Source organism: Agrobacterium sp. SOY23, assembly GCF_027212525.1.
GTDB lineage: Bacteria > Pseudomonadota > Alphaproteobacteria > Rhizobiales > Rhizobiaceae > Agrobacterium > Agrobacterium tumefaciens_I.
Genome location: NZ_JAPWDT010000001.1, coordinates 153,538 through 171,687 on the forward strand (window position 1 = coordinate 153,538; position 18,150 = coordinate 171,687).

The 18,150-nt window shown below is 60.7% G+C and carries 16 protein-coding genes; 11 read left to right on the top strand and 5 right to left on the bottom strand.

The window, feature by feature from the left end; genetic code table 11:
* The first annotated feature begins 91 nt into the window (after nt 1-91).
* Complete coding sequence (locus O3S81_RS00745) at nt 92-808, top strand: polysaccharide deacetylase family protein (RefSeq protein ID WP_269340290.1); 717 nt, start codon at nt 92-94, stop codon at nt 806-808.
* Between the two features lie 21 nt (nt 809-829).
* Here O3S81_RS00745 and O3S81_RS00750 read toward each other — a convergent pair whose 3' ends face one another.
* The 5 genes from O3S81_RS00750 to O3S81_RS00770 form a co-directional block, all read right to left on the bottom strand.
* Nucleotides 830-1,354, bottom strand: coding sequence for an AAA family ATPase (locus O3S81_RS00750; RefSeq protein WP_269340292.1), 525 nt, complete (start codon nt 1,352-1,354; stop codon nt 830-832).
* 289 nt (nt 1,355-1,643) lie between these two features.
* A complete protein-coding gene (locus O3S81_RS00755; protein WP_269340294.1) occupies nt 1,644-2,573 on the bottom strand; it encodes a response regulator in 930 nt (309 codons plus the stop codon).
* Nucleotides 2,570-5,965 (bottom strand): hybrid sensor histidine kinase/response regulator, encoded by a 3,396-nt coding sequence (locus O3S81_RS00760; protein WP_269340295.1) that lies wholly within the window; start codon nt 5,963-5,965, stop codon nt 2,570-2,572. The genes O3S81_RS00755 and O3S81_RS00760 overlap by 4 nt, the downstream gene beginning before the upstream one ends.
* Before the next feature lie 31 nt (nt 5,966-5,996).
* Complete coding sequence (locus tag O3S81_RS00765; protein ID WP_269340296.1) at nt 5,997-6,767, bottom strand: SDR family oxidoreductase; 771 nt, start codon at nt 6,765-6,767, stop codon at nt 5,997-5,999.
* Nucleotides 6,768-6,978: 211 nt separating this feature from the next.
* Nucleotides 6,979-8,013 carry a glutamine synthetase beta-grasp domain-containing protein gene (locus O3S81_RS00770; protein ID WP_269340298.1) on the bottom strand — a complete coding sequence of 345 codons (1,035 nt, stop codon included), beginning with the start codon at nt 8,011-8,013 and terminating at the stop codon, nt 6,979-6,981.
* A gap of 480 nt (nt 8,014-8,493) precedes the next feature.
* Between O3S81_RS00770 and O3S81_RS00775 the strand changes: the two genes are divergently transcribed.
* The 10 genes from O3S81_RS00775 (at nt 8,494) to O3S81_RS00820 (ending at nt 18,143) form a co-directional block, all read left to right on the top strand.
* Entirely contained in the window at nt 8,494-8,700 is a 207-nt protein-coding gene (locus O3S81_RS00775) for a DUF2735 domain-containing protein (protein WP_269340299.1), read from the top strand.
* Nucleotides 8,701-9,027: 327 nt separating this feature from the next.
* Nucleotides 9,028-10,317, top strand: coding sequence for an urea ABC transporter substrate-binding protein (gene urtA, locus O3S81_RS00780; protein ID WP_269340300.1), 1,290 nt, complete (start codon nt 9,028-9,030; stop codon nt 10,315-10,317).
* Nucleotides 10,318-10,601: 284 nt separating this feature from the next.
* The gene (gene urtB / locus O3S81_RS00785; RefSeq protein WP_269340302.1) at nt 10,602-12,215 is read left to right on the top strand and encodes an urea ABC transporter permease subunit UrtB; all 1,614 of its coding nucleotides are present in this window, start codon (nt 10,602-10,604) and stop codon (nt 12,213-12,215) included.
* Entirely contained in the window at nt 12,212-13,390 is a 1,179-nt protein-coding gene (urtC, locus tag O3S81_RS00790; RefSeq protein WP_269340304.1) for an urea ABC transporter permease subunit UrtC, read from the top strand. Before urtB ends, urtC begins: the two co-directional genes overlap by 4 nt.
* 6 nt (nt 13,391-13,396) lie before the next feature.
* Nucleotides 13,397-14,158: an urea ABC transporter ATP-binding protein UrtD gene (gene urtD, locus O3S81_RS00795; RefSeq protein ID WP_269340306.1), complete on the top strand. Its 762-nt coding sequence runs from the start codon at nt 13,397-13,399 to the stop codon at nt 14,156-14,158.
* Nucleotides 14,159-14,235: 77 nt separating this feature from the next.
* Nucleotides 14,236-14,754: a hypothetical protein gene (locus O3S81_RS00800; protein WP_269340307.1), complete on the top strand. Its 519-nt coding sequence runs from the start codon at nt 14,236-14,238 to the stop codon at nt 14,752-14,754.
* 14 nt (nt 14,755-14,768) lie between these two features.
* Nucleotides 14,769-15,464, top strand: a complete 696-nt coding sequence (urtE, locus tag O3S81_RS00805; protein WP_269340309.1) for an urea ABC transporter ATP-binding subunit UrtE — start codon at nt 14,769-14,771, stop codon at nt 15,462-15,464.
* Between the two features lie 254 nt (nt 15,465-15,718).
* Entirely contained in the window at nt 15,719-16,975 is a 1,257-nt protein-coding gene (locus O3S81_RS00810; RefSeq protein WP_269340310.1) for an alpha/beta hydrolase family esterase, read from the top strand.
* Complete coding sequence (locus O3S81_RS00815; protein ID WP_269340312.1) at nt 16,879-17,733, top strand: urease accessory protein UreD; 855 nt, start codon at nt 16,879-16,881, stop codon at nt 17,731-17,733. Before O3S81_RS00810 ends, O3S81_RS00815 begins: the two co-directional genes overlap by 97 nt.
* Before the next feature lie 107 nt (nt 17,734-17,840).
* Complete coding sequence (locus tag O3S81_RS00820; protein WP_063948239.1) at nt 17,841-18,143, top strand: urease subunit gamma; 303 nt, start codon at nt 17,841-17,843, stop codon at nt 18,141-18,143.
* The last annotated feature ends 7 nt before the right edge of the window (nt 18,144-18,150 follow it).

The following is an 18,150-nucleotide window of genomic DNA, read 5'->3' on the forward strand; positions in this document are numbered from 1 at the left end:
GGCTTTTTGTTTTGTGATCCCAGCTTGCCACACTGGAGACAACAAGGCGGGAAACAAAAGCCTCTCCGGGAAACTGCAATGAGGGGTGGCAATGACGATAAAGCGGGCCTTGTTTCTGCTCCTTGTTGTTGCCGGGCTGGCGGCGGCAATCCTCGGCCTGCATTTCTTCAGCAAATCCCGGACGGTGCAATCATTCGGAAGCATCATCGCGCGGGTTGAAACAGCCAAGCCGGTGGTGGCGCTGACCTTCGATGACGGGCCTTCGGCGCGCTACACGCAGAGTGTTCTGGCGATCCTCAGGGAGCGCGGGGTAAAAGCGACTTTTTTCCTGACGGGCAAGGAGACCGAAGAAAACCTGCCGCAAGCACGTATGATCGTGGGCGATGGACACCAGGTCGGTAACTACAGCTATACGCATTCCAATATGATGTTCATGGGGTCGGCGCGGATCACGGAGGAGATCGAGCGCACCGATGCGGCTATCCGGACTGCGGGCTATGAGGGCGAAATCATGTTTCGCCCGCCTTATGGCAAGAAGCTGCTCACCTTGCCCTGGTATCTTTCACATCATGACCGGAAGACCATCATGTGGGATGTCGAGCCGGAATCGTTTCCCGATGTCGCTGAGGATACGGCAGCCTTTGCAAAGCACGTCATCGAGCAAACGAAAAACGGCTCAATCATCATCATGCATGTCATGTATCGAAGCCGCGAGGTATCCCGGCAGGCATTGCCCCTGATCATCGACGGCCTGCGTCAACGCGGATTCGAGTTTGTCACCGTTGCGCAATTGCTCGAAAATCCCTGAAGCCGAGCCCGTTGATGTCGTTCAGCCGATCCGAGCCAGGATGAAGTCCGCACGTTCCTCGACGGCTGATTTTGGGAGGACGGCAATATCGTAGCCAAGCTCGTCATAATCCCGGAGCAGGCGCTCATATTCCTCAATGGCCGCATCGAAACCATGTTTGCGCTCGTTATCGCCCCGGTAGATTTCCGGCCAGGGCGGGGTGAGGAAAACCAGCCTGCTATAGCGGTGCGCGCGGCGCAGCCCATCGATGAAGCTGTCGCCGCTGACATGGCGCAGCGCGGAGGCGGCGTCGATCAGGCCGCGATCGAAGAAGACGAGGCCTTCCGGCGGCGCTTTCTGCCGGTCTTCGAGGGCCATGGCGATGGCGCGGCGGGCGAAGGCTTCGATGTTGACCCAGGGCAGGGCGGTGCCGCCATTGCCGGTTTCCTCGATGACGATGCGGCGGCCCGGTTCTTCCACGGTGGTGAAACCGCGCCGGCCAAGTTCCGCAAGGAGAGTGGATTTGCCGCCGCCGGAGCAGCCGGAAAGGATGATGAAACGGTCCATGGGTGTTTATTCCTGTGTTGGGATCAGGGTTACAGGCTCGTGATTTTGGGGAGGGATGTCGCCACTTGTTTCTTCTCCCCGCCGGGGAGAAGGGAGAAGGTGGCCCGAAGGGTCGGATGAGGGGGCAACCTCTCCGAACATCTCGACCCTTGCCCCCTCATCCCGCTGCCGTGGACTTCTCCTCCTTGGGGAGAAGAAACAGGGGGCTGCCGCTCGGCCTAAAAGCCGATGCTGTGCATTCGAGTGGAAAATATATGTTGGATGAACCTTACCACACTCCGTGCAGTCGTCACCCCTGATGCAGAATATGCGCCGCCTTGACCGCAGCCGATGCCCGGTTTTCCACCCCGAGCTTCACATAAATCTGTTCCAGATGTTTGTTCACCGTCCTGGCGGACAGGCCGAGAATATCGCCGATATCACGGTTGGATTTGCCCTTGGCGATCCATAGCAGCACTTCCGATTCCCGCGCGGTGAGGGAAAAATGCTCGCGCAGCAGGTGGTCGCCGGATTTCTCGCTGGCGGCGGTCAGGCGGAAGAGGAATTCATCCGGACCCATGGCGCCGAGGAAAGCGAGCTGCAAAGCGGGCCGCCCGGCCTCGGTGATCGTCAGCGGGGCATCGCGACCGGTTTCCGCTGCCGCCCTTTCGCCGAGCCAGCGGCCAATATGGCTGACGACGATTTCCATGCCGTCATCGCGGCCAGTGGCGGCGTTGACCAGCCGCGTTGCCTGCGGTGTTGACCAGTGGATTGCGCCGCTGGCGCGCACGGCAAGCAGATGCCGGCCGGCGGCATCAAGCGCCACGCGGGCGCTCTGGGCCGAACGGGCATTGGAGAGATGTACGCGGATGCGGGCGCGCAGTTCATCGATATTGATCGGCTTGGTCAGATAATCGACGCCACCCGATTCCAGCGCCCTGACCACATGTTCGGTCTCCGTCAGCCCGGTCATGAAGATGACGGGCACCTGCGCCACTGCCGCATTGGCCTTCAGGCGGCGGCAGGTTTCGAAACCGTCCATGGCCGGCATGACGGCGTCGAGCAGGATGATATCGGGCGTGATGCGTTCGGCAATGTTAAGGGCAGCCTGACCCGAGGTGGCGATGAGGGCGGAAAATCCTGACTGTTCCAGCGCATCGGTGAGGAACCCGAGCGCTTCCGGGCTGTCATCCACCAGCAATACGATGTCTCTCGGGGCTGCCGCCGCCTGACCGCTCATGCCTTGCCGTCTCCCCTGTCACCGTCTGCGAACCGCTTGAGAAAATGGGCATAACCGGCCAGATCGAAGGCCTGCACATAGGTGCCGAGCTCTTGCGTGAAGGGCAGGTTATCCGTGTTGCGGGCAAGATCGGCGAGTTTCGCCTCAATGCCGCGTATGTAGCCTATTTCGCCGAGCCGCTGCAAATCCTGAATATGGATCGCGCCCGGATGGATGATCTCAGCGGGCGGCTGCGGCGTGGGTGCCGGCGGCACGTCCGTCTCGTAAATCCATTTCAGGCCGAGATGCACGGCGAGCCTGTCGCAGAGGTGGCGGATGTCCACCGGCTTGGCAATGGCGTCGTTGTGGTTGTCCTCGCCCGCACCCGCCACGGTGCCGTCACCGATATTGGCGGAAAGCATGATGAGCGGGGCGGTCTGGCCGGCCTCGCGCAGCTTCGTCACAAGCTGCCAGCCGGTCATGCCCGGCATGGAAATATCGATGAGGAAGAGATCGGGTTTCACGCCTTCGATCAGCGTCAGGCATTCCGGCCCGCTCTGGGCGGTCAGCACCACGAAATCGAGCGGCGAAAGAACCTGCCGCATCAGCTCGCGGTGATCCTCATTGTCATCCACCACGACGATGGTGCGGCGCGGGCCGGAATAGGAGCGGATGGTCTTTTCCGGCGCAGGTGCGGTGCTTGGCCGGTGCACGGCCGAGAGCATCAGGCGAACGCGGAAGGTGGAACCCTCATCCTTTTCGCTGCTAACGGCAATCTCGCCGCCGAGCGTGTTGGTCAGAAGCCGGGTGATGGTGAGGCCGAGGCCGAGGCCCGGCATGGGCCGCACGCTGTCTGCCTCGCCGCGCTGGAAGGGCTCGTAGATGCGGGCGAGGTCTTTTTGTGCGATGCCACGGCCGGTATCGGACACGGTGAAACTTGCCACCTGGCTGCGGTAACCGACATCGAAGGTGACCGCGCCCGCGTCGGTGAATTTGATGGCGTTGGAAAGCAGGTTGACGAGGATCTGCCGCAGCCGCTTTTCATCGGTGCGGACATATTGCGGCAGGGCCCGCGACCGGTCATGACGGAACTCCAGCCCCTTGGCCTGCGCCTGCGGGCGGAACATATCGACGATCTGGTCGAGGAAATCCTGAATGTTGATCTCGTTGGAATAGACCTGCAGGCGGCCGGCCTCGATCTTGGAAATATCGAGGAGCCCGTCGATCAGGCCGGACAGATGATCGGCCGAGCGGCGGATGACCTTGATGGCCGATTGCCGGGGTGGCGGAATGGTGTCGTCGCGCTCGAGGATCTGGGCATAACCCAGAACGGCATTGAGTGGCGTGCGCAGTTCATGGCTGAGCCCGACCACATAACGGCTCTTGGCACGGTTGGCGGCCTCAGCGGTTTCCTTGGCGTCCTGAAGGGCGGCGTCGGTCTTCTTGTGGGCGGCGATTTCCTTCAGGAGCAGCGTGTTCTGGCGGGAGGATTCCTCTTCCGCCACCACCCGGCTGTCATGGGCAAGCACGAGGAACCAGCAGACGATGCCGGCAATGACGGCGAAGACGAAAAACACGATGAGGATGGTGCGGTTCACCACATCGGCCGTTTCCGGCGAGGCGGTGCCGACCTGATGGGCGATTAGCGCCAATATGCCGCCGATGGCGGTGACGGCAATCGCCGCCGCCATGCCGTAACGCCCGAGCCGGGTGGCGAGCTTGGCCATCAGCTGCCTTGGCAGGAAGGTTTTTGCGACGGTTGCCACTTGGTAGTTGAGCTTTGCCTTCGGCTTGCACATGTCGTGGCAGCGGCTGTCCAGTGAGCAGCAGAGCGAACAGATCGGTGCGGCATAGGCCGGGCACCAGGCCATATCTTCCGGCTCGAAGGGGTGTTCGCAGATCGAGCAGGTGATGCTGCTTTCTTCGCGCCATTTCTGGCGCGGTTTGCGGGCGAGGTAGAACTTGCCCTTCGTGCCCCAGGCAATCAGCGGCGAGGCGATGAAGGCGACGATCAGCGTCAGATAGGGTGCGAGTGAGGCGGCCAGCGGACCGAAGGTGCCGAAATGCGCCATCAGGGCAATGGTGGCCGAAAGCGCCATCGAGCCAACGCCGACAGGGTTGATATCGTAGAGGTGGGCGCGCTTGAATTCGATGCCGGGGGGCGCAAGGCCGAGCGGCTTGTTGATGAAGAGATCGGCGGAAATGGTGCAGAGCCACGCCATGGCAATGATGGAGAAGATGCCGAGCGTTTCTTCCAGCAGCCGGTAGATGCCGAGTTCCATCAGAAGCAGCGCGATCGCCACATTAAAGACCAGCCAGACGACGCGGCCGGGGTGGCTGTGGGTGAGGCGGGAAAAGAAATTCGACCAGGCGAGCGAGCCCGCATAGGCATTCATGACATTGATCTTCAGCTGCGACACGACCACGAAGGCGACCATCAGCAGCATGGCGGCGGTTTCGTTGGGGATCATGTAACCGAAGGCGGTGAGATACATCTGCGCCGGATCGGCAGCGCGGTCCACCGAGACACCGGAGCTGAAGGTGAGCACCACGAGGAAGGAGCCGGCGAGAAGCTTCGGCACGCCGACGACGACCCAGCCCGAGCCCGCCAGGAAAACGGCGATGCGGTGGCGCAGCCGGCTCTGGCCTTCGGCCGGCAGGAAGCGCAGGAAATCCACCTGTTCGCCGATCTGCGACATCAGCGCCAGAATGACGGCCGAGGCCGCGCCGAATTCCACCAGATTGAAATCCGCTGCCGTGCCGGGTGGGCCGGAGGCGTGGTGAATGCCGGCAAAGGCGCGCCACAGATCGTATTTTTCCCAGTCCATCAGGGCGATGAAGATGAAGGGCAGAATGTTCAGCACGATCCAGAAGGGCTGGGTGATGATCTGGAAACGGCTGATGAGCCGCACGCCATGGGTGACGAGCGGAATGACCATGACGGCGGAGATGATATAGCCGATCCATAGCGGTATGCCGAGCGCCAGCTCCAGCGCGCCGGACATGATTGACGCCTCGATGGCGAAGAGCATGAAGGTGAAGGCGGCATAGATGAGCGAAGTAATGGTGGAGCCGATATAACCGAAGCTCGCGCCGCGGGTCAGCAGATCGATATCGACGCCGTGGCGGATGGCGTAGCGGCTGATCGGCAGGCCAACGGCCAGCATGGCCACGGCGGCGACGAGGATAGCGTAAAAGGCGTTGGTGGTGCCGTAGGAAAGCGTGATGGCGCCGCCGATGGCTTCCAGCGCCAGAAAGGAAATCGCACCGATGGCGGTGTGGGAAATGCGGTTGGAGGAAAATTGCCGGGCGCTCTTGGCGGTGAAGCGCAGCGCATAATCTTCCAGCGTCTGGTTGGCGACCCAGCGGTTATATTCGCGCCTGACGGGGATGATGCGTTGCCGTGCGGCCATGGCTATCGAGCGCCTTTCCGCAACGGGCTTCTCACAGCCGCACCGACATGCCGCCATCCACCGTCAGCACATGGCCGTTGACGAAGGAGGCCGCGTCGCTGGCGAGAAACAGGGCGGCACCGGCGATCTCATCTGGCCGGCCCCAGCGCTCCAGTGGCACGCGCATCTTTGCAAAGGCCACCATGTCAGGATTTTCGGAAAGGGTGGCATTGGTTTCGGTGGCGAACATGCCCGGCGCGATCGCGTTGCTGGTGATGCCGCGTGCGCCATATTCCACGGCGATTGCGCGCATCAGGCCGGTCAGCCCCTGTTTGGCGACGGGATAGATGGCATCGCCCGGCCGAACGATATGGCCGAGAATGGAGGTGATGGTGATGATGCGGCCGTAACCATTGGTATTCATAGCCTCCGCGGCATCACGCGACAGGGAGACGGAGGAGGTGAGGTCGGTGCGGATGAGTTCCAGCACGTCATCGTCACTGAATTCGGCAAGCGGGCGGCGGTCACGCGCGCCGACATTGTTGACGAGAATATCGAGATGGCCGGTCTCGTCCACGATACGGCGGACGAGCGCGCTGCCGGCCGCTGTATCGGCTATATCGAAGGCGGCGTAGTCGGCCTTGCCGCCGGCCTTGCGCAGTGTGTCGACCGCCTGTTCCAGCGTCTCGGCATTGCGGCCGGTCAGCCACACATGGGCGCCCGCCTCGGCAAAGGCGCCGGCGATTTCGAAACCGAGACCACGGCCGCTGCCGGTGATGATGGCCGTGCGGTTTTTCAGAGAGAATTTGTCGAGAATGCCCATCGCTCACCTTCTTGCTTCAGGGCATCGGAGTGGAAACCGCGCAGCTGTTTCCCGAATATGCGATGCCGTTGTTGAAAGCCGCGCACTCCGTTGGCGCGTCGGAAGATTATGCCGCGTGCGGCGGCTGGCGAAAGGTCGCCCCTGCCTCAGGCCGTTCGGTGGACACAAAAATGGCGTCGCCCGGTTTCGGGCGACGCCATGTCTTTAATAATCAGGCAGCGGCCGACTTTGCGAGCGGCACTTCTGCGATCGTCTTCAGAACGACGGAAGCGATCTGGTAGGGGCAGCCCTGCGAGTTCGGACGACGGTCTTCAAGGTAACCGCGGTAGCCGTTGTTGACGAAGGAATGCGGAACGCGGATCGAGGCGCCACGGTCTGCCACGCCATAGGAGAACTTGTTCCACGGAGCGGTTTCGTGCTTACCGGTCAGGCGCAGATGGTTGTCCGGACCGTAAACGTCGATGTGCTCTTTCCAGTTCTTGGCGAAAGCGGCCATGAGGGCTTCGAAATAATCCTTGCCGCCAACTTCGCGCATGAACTTGGTGGAGAAGTTGCAGTGCATGCCCGAACCGTTCCAGTCGGTGTCGCCGAGCGGCTTGCAATGGAATTCAACGTCGATGCCGTACTGTTCGCAAAGACGCAGCAGCAGGTAACGGGCAACCCAGATCTGGTCGGCGGCGCGCTTGGAGCCCTTGCCGAAAATCTGGAATTCCCACTGGCCCTTGGCCACTTCGGCGTTGATGCCTTCGTGGTTGATGCCGGCTTCGAGGCAGAGATCGAGATGTTCTTCAACGATTTCGCGGGCAACCGAACCGACATTCTTGTAGCCGACGCCGGTGTAATACGGGCCCTGCGGAGCCGGGTAACCCTGTTCCGGGAAGCCGAGTGGGCGGCCGTCCTGGTAGAAGAAATATTCCTGCTCGAAACCAAACCATGCATCTTCGTCGTCGAGGATGGTGGCGCGGCTGTTGGACGAATGCGGGGTGACGCCATCCGGCATCATGACTTCGCACATGACGAGTGCACCGTTGGTGCGGGCCGGATCCGGGTAGATCGCGACGGGCTTCAGCACGCAATCCGAGCTGTGGCCTTCGGCCTGCTGCGTGGACGAGCCATCAAAGCCCCAAAGCGGCAGCTGCTCGAGTGTCGGGAATTCGTCGAATTCCTTGACCTGGGTCTTGCCGCGCAGGTTGGGGACCGGCTTGTATCCGTCCAGCCAGATGTACTCGAGTTTGAACTTAGTCATTACGAACCTCTCATAGGTAACAATGCGAAGCCTTGAGGCTTCCGTGGCTTTCGCCACCGGAAGCGCATTCGCGTTCAAGGGCTGACCCCCTAGATGCATGCCGCGTGCCAGATTGAGCATATGTGGCGATTTTTTCGAAAAATCTTTCAGGGGCCCTGGCGGGCAAAGGCCATGATATGACGCGAACCGATTTTTGCTGCACTGCGGCGGGCAAATTCACCCCTCAGGTTTCATCATTGAATCCTGATAGATAGCCGGCGTCTTCCGTGGAAACGGCCTGTTGCGACGCAATGATTTCAATTGCGCGCGAGGGATTGGCATTTGCCCCAAAAACCGGCGCTTTCGGAATGGTTTTTCTTGTAGATGAGACGATTAATGCCTATATTTTTCGCAACGTGATTTTTTTTTAATCAAACGGAGCGAATCCGGTCTTTATGGGTTTGCTTCAGGCATGAAGTGTTTCGATGCAAACAGAGTGAGATGGTTGACATGGCAACTGGCTTTCATCGCGAAACGGCAACGATCTATCAATTCCCGGTCGGCGGGCGCGCGGGCGTTTCCAAGTTCCGCAACAGCGGGCTGAGCGAGCTTGAGCGTGAGGCGCGCGAGCCGCATGTGGATTTCGGCTCCTGGTATCATGATGACGCGATCCGCGACGAAGAGCGGGACGGCAAACCGCATTCCTGATCTGAGCCGGGGCCACCTTCTCCCCGTGGGGGAGAAGGTGGCCCGAAGGGTCGGATGAGGGGGCAACCCCTCCGTATATCTCTGGCGTCGCCCCCTCATCCCGCTGCCGCGGACTTCTCCCCGGCGGGGAGAAGAAACAAGTGGAGACGCCTTGCTCCACATATGCTCTCGCGTATCACCCCACACATCCCCTGCACCTTTCGCCACCCCGCCTACGTCAATTGACGTATACGGTTTCGCGTCCGCGAGATCGATAGTCCCTCCCAGCAGCGGCCGCAGATGCCGCTGAGCCTCCACGAGAGGCCAACAAGGAGAGGGGTTCTTCCGATGATGTTCCGCAAGACGCTTAGTGCCGCGCTGCTTGGCGCGATCCTGTCCACGACCGCCTTCCATGGCGCTTTTGCCGCAGACGACACCATCAAGGTCGGCGTGCTGCATTCGCTGTCCGGCACCATGGCGATTTCAGAAACGACGCTGAAGGACGCCATGCTGATGCTCATCGATGAGCAGAACAAGAAGGGCGGCGTTCTCGGCAAGAAACTCGAAGCCGTGGTGGTTGACCCGGCCTCCGACTGGCCTCTTTTCGCCGAAAAGGCCCGCCAGCTGATTTCGCAGGACAAGGTAGCGGCCGTGTTCGGCTGCTGGACCTCGTCCTCGCGCAAATCCGTGCTGCCGGTCTTCGAGGAGCTGAATTCGATCCTGTTCTACCCGGTTCAGTACGAGGGTGAAGAATCCTCGCGCAACATCTTCTACACGGGTGCCGCCCCCAACCAGCAGGCCATTCCGGCCGTAGACTACCTCGCCAATACCGAAGGCGTCGAGCGCTGGGTTCTGGCCGGCACGGACTATGTCTATCCGCAGACCACTAACAAGATCCTGAAGGCCTACCTGATGTCGAAGGGCGTCAAGGAAGAGGACATCATGATCAACTACACGCCGTTCGGCCATTCCGACTGGCAGACGATCGTCTCGGACATCAAGAAATTCGGCTCGGCCGGCAAGAAGACCGCCGTGGTCTCCACCATCAACGGCGACGCCAACGTGCCTTTCTACAAGGAACTGGCGAACCAGGGCATCAAGGCCGAGGATATTCCGGTCGTCGCCTTCTCGGTGGGTGAAGAGGAACTCGCCGGTCTCGATACCGCACCGCTGGTCGGCCACCTTGCCGCCTGGAACTATTTCCAGTCCGTCGATGCGCCCGTCAATGCCGAATTCATCAAGACCTGGCATGCGTTCACCAAGAACGACAAGCGCGTGACCAACGACCCGATGGAAGCCGCCTATATCGGCTTCAACGCCTGGGTAAAGGCCGTGGAATCCGCCGGCACCACCGATACGGACAAGGTGCTCGACTCGATCATCGGCGTTTCGGTGCCGAACCTTTCGGGCGGTTATTCTACCGTGATGCCGAACCACCACATCACCAAGCCGGTGCTGATCGGTGAAATCCAGGCCGACGGGCAGTTCGAGATCGTGCAGCAGACGCCGCAGGTGGTGGGCGATGAGTGGTCGGATTACCTGCCGGATTCGAAGGATCTGATCTCGGACTGGAGGAAGCCGATGTCTTGCGGCAACTTCAACGTGGCCAGCGGCAAGTGCGGCGGTAAGGGTAGCTGATTAGCGAGGTGGGTGCCGCTCCCCTTGCTGGGGGGGCGGTTTTATCATTGGAAACTGAACCAGCATGCCCCCCTCTGCCCTGCCGGGCATCTCCCCCACAGGTGGGGAGATCGACTCGAGGCAAGGTTTCGCCCTTCTCATTGGTTGAGATAGAGCGACGCAGGCGCGCCTTGCCGATCTCCCTCCTTGTGGGGGAGATGTCCGGCAGGGCAGAGGGGGGTGGCGGCATACTCAAGTGGCATTACCTACAAACGCCTCGCCGTAAAACGCCCAAGGACCCCGACATGACGATCCGATCTTTTCTCGGAGCCATCTTCCTCTGGCTCACCATGGGGATCGCAGCCCACTCCGTCGCGCAAAGCGATCCGAAGGCGCTGATCGACCAGCTCGGCACGGCTGATTTCAAGCAGGCCGAAGTGCTGATCGGCCAGATCGCCGCCACGGGTGATGCGCGCGTCGTGCCGGCGCTCGAGGCTTTCGCGTCGGGCGATCTTTATGTGCGCAAGGCCGACAATCTGGTGTTCATGACGAAGCCGGCAGGTTCCAATTTTACCCTTATCGATCCGCTGAACGGCGAAAGTGCTGGCGAAGCGCCGAAGGCGGCGGTTACCAAGATCAAGGTCAACAATAATCTGCGCCGCGTCATCCGCGCCGCACTCGGCGGACTGACCCTGCTCAGCCCCGAAAAATCCGTGCGGTTTTCCGCCGCCGATGCGGTTCTGAAAGCCCCGAGCGCCGAAAATCTCGAATTGCTGGAAGCGGCCATCGCCAGGGAGAGTGATGCCGAGGTGCGGACCCGGATGGAGGAGGCACGGGCAGTTTCGCTGCTCTCCTCCGACCGTCCGCTGGACCAGAAGAGGCAAGCGATCGCCACCATCAAGAACCTTGGCGGGCGCGATGCTATCGGCATCCTCATGGCGGCGTCCGCTTCCGTGGATCAGAGCCTGAAACCGGATATCGATAATGCCATTGCCAGCATCGAAAGCGCACTCGCCTTCTGGGACTATGCGCAGAATGTCTGGTACGGCCTGTCGCTCGGTTCCGTGCTGCTGCTCGCTGCCATCGGCCTTGCCATCACCTTTGGCGTGATGGGCATCATCAACATGGCGCATGGCGAGATGGTGATGATCGGCGCCTATTCCACCTTCATGGTGCAGGAAGTGATCCGCAGCCATTTTCCCGGCCTGTTCGACTGGTCGCTTGCCATCGCTTTGCCCGCCGCCTTTCTGGTCACGGCCTGCGTCGGGCTTGTCATGGAGCGTGGTGTCATCCGTTTCCTGTATGGGCGGCCCTTGGAAACGCTGCTCGCCACCTGGGGCATCTCGCTCATCCTGCAACAGGGTGTGCGCTCCATCTTCGGCCCGACCAATCGTGAGGTCGGCAGCCCCAGCTGGATGTCCGGCTCCTTCAGCGTCGGTTATCTCAATTTCACCTGGAACCGGGTGTGGATCGTCTGCTTCTCGCTCTCGGTGTTCTTCGCGCTGCTCGTTCTCTTGAAACGTTCCGCCTTCGGCCTGCAGATGCGCGCCGTCACCCAGAACCGCCGCATGGCCTCTTCCATGGGCATCCGCACCCCCTGGGTGGACGCATTCACCTTTGCGCTTGGTTCCGGCGTTGCCGGTCTTGCCGGGGTGGCGCTGTCGCAGATCGACAATGTCTCGCCCAATCTCGGCCAGAGCTACATCATCGACAGTTTCATGGTCGTGGTGTTCGGCGGTGTCGGCAATCTCTGGGGAACTTTGGTCGGGGCGCTGTCGCTCGGCGTGCTCAACAAGTTCCTCGAGCCGACGGTCGGCGCCGTGCTCGGCAAGATCCTCGTGCTCGTCCTCATCATCCTGTTCATCCAGAAGCGGCCGCGTGGTCTCTTCGCACTCAAGGGAAGGGCGATCGAAGCATGATTACCGGCTTCCTCCTGCGCGCGCTCGATCGCCGCATTTCCATCGCCATCGGCATCATTCTGGCCATTGCCGTGCTGGTGCCGGCCTCCAACCTGCTGTTGCCGGCCGACAGCGCGTTCCGCATCCCGACCTACATCATGTCGATGCTCGGCAAATATCTGGCCTATGCGCTGCTGGCGCTGGCGCTCGATCTCGTCTGGGGTTATTGCGGCATTCTTTCGCTCGGCCACGCCGCCTTCTTCGCACTCGGCGGTTATGCGATGGGCATGTATCTGATGCGGCAGATCGGCACGCGCGGGGTTTATGGCCATCCGGTGTTGCCGGACTTCATGGTGTTCCTCAACTGGAAGGAACTGCCGTGGTTCTGGCACGGCTTCGACATGTTCTGGTTTGCGGCGCTGATGGTGCTTGTCGTGCCGGGTCTGCTCGCCTTCGTGTTCGGCTGGTTCGCCTTCCGCTCCCGCGTCAACGGTGTTTATCTCTCCATCATCACCCAGGCCATGACCTATGCCCTGCTGCTTGCCTTCTTCCGCAACGATATGGGTTTCGGTGGCAATAATGGCCTTACCGATTTCAAGGACATCCTCGGCTTTTCCGTGCAGGCGGATGGCACACGCGCCGTGCTGTTTGCGATGACGGCCGTGATGCTGGCGCTGTCGCTGCTCATCGCATCCGGCATCGTCAATTCCAAATTCGGCAAGGTGCTGGTGGGCGTGCGCGATGCCGAAAGTCGGGTGCGTTTCCTCGGTTTCCGGGTGGAAAACATCAAGCTGTTCACCTTCGTTGTCTCGGCCATGATGGCGGGCATTGCCGGCGCACTGTTCGTGCCGCAGGTGGGCATCATCAATCCCGGCGAATTTTCCCCCGCCAACTCCATCGAAGTGGTGGTGTGGACGGCGGTGGGCGGGCGCGGCACGCTGATCGGGCCGATCATCGGCGCGCTGCTGGTGAATGGCGGCAAGAGCTATTTCACCGGTGCATTTCCCGAATTCTGGCTGTTTGCGCTGGGCGGGCTATTCATCGCGGTGACGTTGTTCTTTCCCAAGGGCATCGTCGGCACCGTGCAGCATTATCTGGCGGGGCGGCGTGAAAAGCGTGTGGCGCGGGCGGCCGTTGGCGGAGCGCAGGCCGGTAACGATAGCGGTTCGACAGTGGCACAGCAGGCGGCGGAGTGAGCGGACATGAACACGATTTCTGAAAACAGAACCAAAAGCCTGCTTTATCTCGATGGCGTCTCCGTGTCCTTCGATGGTTTCAAGGCGCTCAATTCCCTTTCCTTCGTGGTGGAGCCGGGTGAACTGCGCGCCATTATCGGCCCGAATGGCGCCGGCAAGACGACGATGATGGACATCATCACCGGCAAGACAAGGCCGGATACGGGTACGGTGCTGTTTGAAGACAGCATCGACCTGACGAAAAAGGACGAGGCGGACATCGCCCAGCTGGGCATCGGCCGGAAGTTCCAGAAACCGACGGTGTTTGAAAGCCATACCGTCTGGGACAATCTGGAACTGGCGCTCAACCGCAAGCGCGGCGTTTTCGCCACGCTGTTTTACCGGCTGAGCGAGGAGGACAAGGCGCGCATCGAGGAAATCCTCGCCACCGTGCGCCTTGGCCATCGCCGCGGCGATCTTGCCGCCAATCTTTCGCACGGCCAGAAACAGTGGCTGGAAATCGGCATGCTGCTCGCACAGGAACCGAAGCTGCTGCTGGTGGATGAGCCGGTGGCGGGCATGACGGACGCGGAAACGGCGGAAACCGCCGTGCTTTTGAAGGAAATCGCGAAGACCCGCTCTGTGGTGGTGGTGGAGCACGACATGGGCTTCATCCGCGAGCTGGGCGTGAAGGTGACGTGCCTTGCTGAAGGCTCGGTGCTGGCCGAGGGGTCGATCGATTTTGTGTCGAACGATCCGAAGGTGATTGAGAATTATCTGGGGCGCTAGAAAGAGCGGAGCCTCTACTTGTGCCTGTAATAATAACCGGATTTAAGTTGAAAAATTTAAAATCTGGAGTTGATCTGATGGCGTTGATTGGAATTCTGGTTATGGCAATCGGTGCTGCGGCTGTCTGGTACTGGCGGCTGAAAATGGTGCGTGAGGCGGGTAGCGAGATCATCGATACCGTCGAGAAAATGCGCGGCGCTTATAAGCGCAGATCGTTTCGTAAGAAGGCTGAAGTTGCTCCGATAGCCTCTATCCGCGATCCTGCAATTGCTGCGGTGGCATTCTTCATGTGCCTTGCGAACGAGAAACCGATGTATCTCGAGATGGCGAAAAATGTTGTCCGAGACAGGATGAAAGGCATCCTCCCGCCAGCGGATATGGAGGAAATTATCGTCTTTGGAGAATGGGCGTCCAGAAATGTCGTTAATCCTGAAGACCCTATCCGCAGGTTTCGTGATTTGTGGGCAAATGCGCTCGATTTCGATGAGAGACGTCAACTGATCGATATCGCCGAAGAAGTAAGCCGGGTGGGGGGTGACAAGACCTCCGGGCAGGACCTCGCCCTGCAGGCCTTGCGACGAACACTACTGAATTAGAACAGGTGGATGAAATGCTGACAGTCGAAAACATCAACCTCCACTACGGCGCGGCTCAAGCGCTCCGCGGTGTCTCGCTCAAGGCGGAGATGGGTAAGATCACCTGCGTGCTTGGCCGCAACGGTGTCGGCAAAAGCTCGCTCTTACGCGCCGTCACCGGCCAGCAGGCCACCAGCGCCGGCACTATCCGTTTCGGCGATGCGGCTCTCGATGGGCTGGCGCCTTACCAGCGGGCCAAGCGCGGTGTCGGCTACGTGCCGCAGGGCCGCGAAATCTTTCCGCTGCTCAGCGTGCAGGAAAATCTGGAGAGCGGCTATGCGCCGCTGCCGCGCAGGGAACGCTTCATCCCGGACGATATTTTCAGCCTGTTTCCCGTGCTGCAATCCATGCTGTCGCGGCGCGGCGGCGATCTTTCCGGGGGCCAGCAGCAGCAGCTTGCCATAGGCCGGGCGCTGGTGACACGGCCGAAGATCCTCGTGCTCGACGAGCCGACCGAGGGCATTCAGCCGTCGATCATCAAGGATATCGGCCGGGCGATCAAATATCTGCGCGATTCCACAGGCATGGCGATCCTGCTGGTCGAGCAATATCTGGATTTCTGCCGCGAGCTTGCCGATTACGTCTACATCATGGACCGGGGCGAAATCGTGCATGAGGGGCTGGCCGAAACGCTGGATACGCCCGAAGCCCGGCGTCATCTGACAGTATAAATCGAGACTAAAACCGCCGCACGCCGATCACGGCGTGCAAACGGCCGATTAATATTTTGAAAGCCTATGCGCCTCGACATGGCTTTCATGCGCAATTTTAGCATTTCGTTGAATAAGAGCCTGTGATATTGGCAGCGGAAATGCTGCATGCGAGACACAGGAAAAGTCTATTCGCACGCCGCGACAGTTGATCCCTTACATTCCATGCACGCCCGACGTATCGTCGGGGAAACTGTGCCAATAAAGGCGTGTCAATGAATCCAGACTTCGCAGTGGGCCGGGTTTCCCGGTTGGTTCGCTCCGCACGCAGCCTGTTCCTCGGGCTGGTCATCAGCGCGAGCGCAGGGGCCGCAGCGTCGGCATCGACCTGCGGTCAGGGCATTGGCCTCGGCATGGAACCGGGCCGGCATGATTTTTCCATTCTCTCCAGTGGCGAAAAACGCGACGGCGTCTATTTTGTTCCTTCCGCCTATGACGGCAAAAAGCCGCTGCCGGTGGTGTTCGATTTCCATGGCTCCAACAGCAATCCGCATGGCCAGCTGAACCGCAGCGGCTGGGACAAGCTGGCCGAACGTGACGGCCTTGTGGTCGTGGCGCTGGCCGGCAGCCTGAATGGTGAATTGCCCGGCACCCACGCCTGGAATGTTCCCGGTGTCACCAAGCGTCCGGGCGGGCTGGATGAAGTCGGTTTCATTCGCGATGCCATCACCATGGTGAAGGGCAGGTTCTGCGTGGATGAGGAGCGCTTTTACGGTTCCGGTTATTCCGGCGGCGGGCGCATGCTGTCGCAATTCATCTGCAATGGCAGCGCGGATTTCGCCGCTGCCGGTTTCGTCGCTTCGCTGCGCGCCGGTTATCCGCTGGAGACCGAAGGCAAGTGGGGACCGGATGCGGCAAGCTGCACGCCTGCACGGCCGATGTCGATCATCGCCTTTGCCGGGCTGAAAGACCCCGCCAATCCCTATCAGGGCGGCGGCAAGTCCTATTGGCAATATGGCGGCGAGACGGCGCTGAAGCGCTGGGCCGAAATGGACGGCTGCAAGGGCGCCGCCAAAAGCAAGGTGGGCGAGAGTTTCACCGTCAATTCCTATGATGTCTGCAAGGCTGGTGCACGTATTCAGTCCTATGTCATCAACGAATGGGATCACGCCTGGCCACGCGCCACCATGAAGGCCGAGGTTCTGGCCGCCGCTGCCGTCGTTACCCGCAAGCCGGGCGGTGAGCAGACGCCGAAGGCCGAACCCGCCGTGGAGCGCAAGATGCCCACAGGCGAAGTGACGCGCACGGTTGATGCGGCCGAAAGAATGTGGGATTTCTTCCGTAACACGGAAGGGCAGCTGGTGGTGGATGCCGTCGTCAAGAAGGATTGCGGCGCCAAGGCCACCACCGCTTCCGCAACCGCTTCGGAGACCGCGTGCAGCAGCAACAGCAAGCCATCGGCCCTTCCGGTTATGAAGACGCTCAACAACCTGTCCGGCAGCAGCGCGCCCGTGGCAGAGGACGCATTGTAACCAAGGCGATTGACGGGCGCAGCCGGCTGGACGAGTTGTTCCAGGAAGGCTGCGCGAAAATCCGCCTGCCGGACACTTTTTCGAACGAAGCCGAGGCCATTCTCATCAATTCCTCCGGCGGGTTGACCGGCGGAGATGAGATCGAATGGCAGGCCACGGCCGGTGCCGGCACTTCGCTTGTCGTGACCACCCAAGCCTGCGAGAAGGTCTACAAGGCATCATCAGGTACGGCCACCGTCACCGCCCGTGTTTCCGCCGGGCCGGGCGCAAAACTGCATTGGCTGCCGCAGGAAACCATCCTCTTCGACCGGGCGTCGCTCACCCGCCGGCTGGAAGCCGATCTTGACCAATCTTCCGAATTCATTGCCGTCGAAGCCGTGCTGCTTGGCCGTCAGGCCATGGGCGAGGCGATGACGCATGGCCTTTTTCGCGACCGCTGGCGCATTCGCCATGGCGGCAGGCTGGTGCATGCGGAAGAGTTGCTGCTTGAGGGCGAGGTGGCGGAGCTGACCGCGAAGGCGGCGGTTCTGGCCGGGCAGGTCGCCTTTGCGACGCTTCTCTATATCGGGCCTCTTTCCGAGGCGCTTCTGCCTAAAATCCGGGCGATTGCCGGGGAAAGCGGCGGTGCCAGCGAATGGCGGGGCAAGCTTGTCGTGCGCGTGGCCGCCGCCGATGGTTTCTCCTTGAGAAAATTGCTTTTTCCGATCATTTCGCTCTTGCGAAACGGCGCGCCAGTGCCGAAAGTCTGGAATCTGTAATCCCTTCGGATCGCCGCGTGACGGGCATCCTTCGGGGTCTGTCAAATGTCGGATCTGATCTCCCGCAAACCTGCTTTGCGGGGCAGGTGCCAAGCTGCGGGACGACGATGAACCTTAGCCCAAGAGAAAAAGACAAGCTTTTGATTTCCATGGCCGCCATGGTGGCGCGTCGTCGGCTGGAGCGCGGCGTGAAGCTGAATTATCCCGAAGCGATTGCGCTGATTACCGATTTCGTGGTCGAGGGCGCCCGTGACGGCCGCGCCGTTTCCGATCTGATGGAAGCCGGCGCCCATGTCATTTCCCGCGATCAGGTGATGGATGGCATTGCCGAGATGATCCATGATGTGCAGGTGGAAGCGACCTTTCCCGATGGCACCAAGCTGGTGACCGTTCACGAACCGATCCGGTGAGGAGGGT

Coding starts and splice junctions, on each gene's coding strand:
- O3S81_RS00745 (WP_269340290.1), top strand. CDS start 92: ATGACGATAAAGCGGGCCTTGTTTCTGCTCCTTGTTGTTGCCGGGCTG.
- O3S81_RS00750 (WP_269340292.1), bottom strand. CDS start 1,354: ATGGACCGTTTCATCATCCTTTCCGGCTGCTCCGGCGGCGGCAAATCC.
- O3S81_RS00755 (WP_269340294.1), bottom strand. CDS start 2,573: ATGAGCGGTCAGGCGGCGGCAGCCCCGAGAGACATCGTATTGCTGGTG.
- O3S81_RS00760 (WP_269340295.1), bottom strand. CDS start 5,965: ATGGCCGCACGGCAACGCATCATCCCCGTCAGGCGCGAATATAACCGC.
- O3S81_RS00765 (WP_269340296.1), bottom strand. CDS start 6,767: ATGGGCATTCTCGACAAATTCTCTCTGAAAAACCGCACGGCCATCATC.
- O3S81_RS00770 (WP_269340298.1), bottom strand. CDS start 8,013: ATGACTAAGTTCAAACTCGAGTACATCTGGCTGGACGGATACAAGCCG.
- O3S81_RS00775 (WP_269340299.1), top strand. CDS start 8,494: ATGGTTGACATGGCAACTGGCTTTCATCGCGAAACGGCAACGATCTAT.
- urtA (WP_269340300.1), top strand. CDS start 9,028: ATGATGTTCCGCAAGACGCTTAGTGCCGCGCTGCTTGGCGCGATCCTG.
- urtB (WP_269340302.1), top strand. CDS start 10,602: ATGACGATCCGATCTTTTCTCGGAGCCATCTTCCTCTGGCTCACCATG.
- urtC (WP_269340304.1), top strand. CDS start 12,212: ATGATTACCGGCTTCCTCCTGCGCGCGCTCGATCGCCGCATTTCCATC.
- urtD (WP_269340306.1), top strand. CDS start 13,397: ATGAACACGATTTCTGAAAACAGAACCAAAAGCCTGCTTTATCTCGAT.
- O3S81_RS00800 (WP_269340307.1), top strand. CDS start 14,236: ATGGCGTTGATTGGAATTCTGGTTATGGCAATCGGTGCTGCGGCTGTC.
- urtE (WP_269340309.1), top strand. CDS start 14,769: ATGCTGACAGTCGAAAACATCAACCTCCACTACGGCGCGGCTCAAGCG.
- O3S81_RS00810 (WP_269340310.1), top strand. CDS start 15,719: ATGAATCCAGACTTCGCAGTGGGCCGGGTTTCCCGGTTGGTTCGCTCC.
- O3S81_RS00820 (WP_063948239.1), top strand. CDS start 17,841: ATGAACCTTAGCCCAAGAGAAAAAGACAAGCTTTTGATTTCCATGGCC.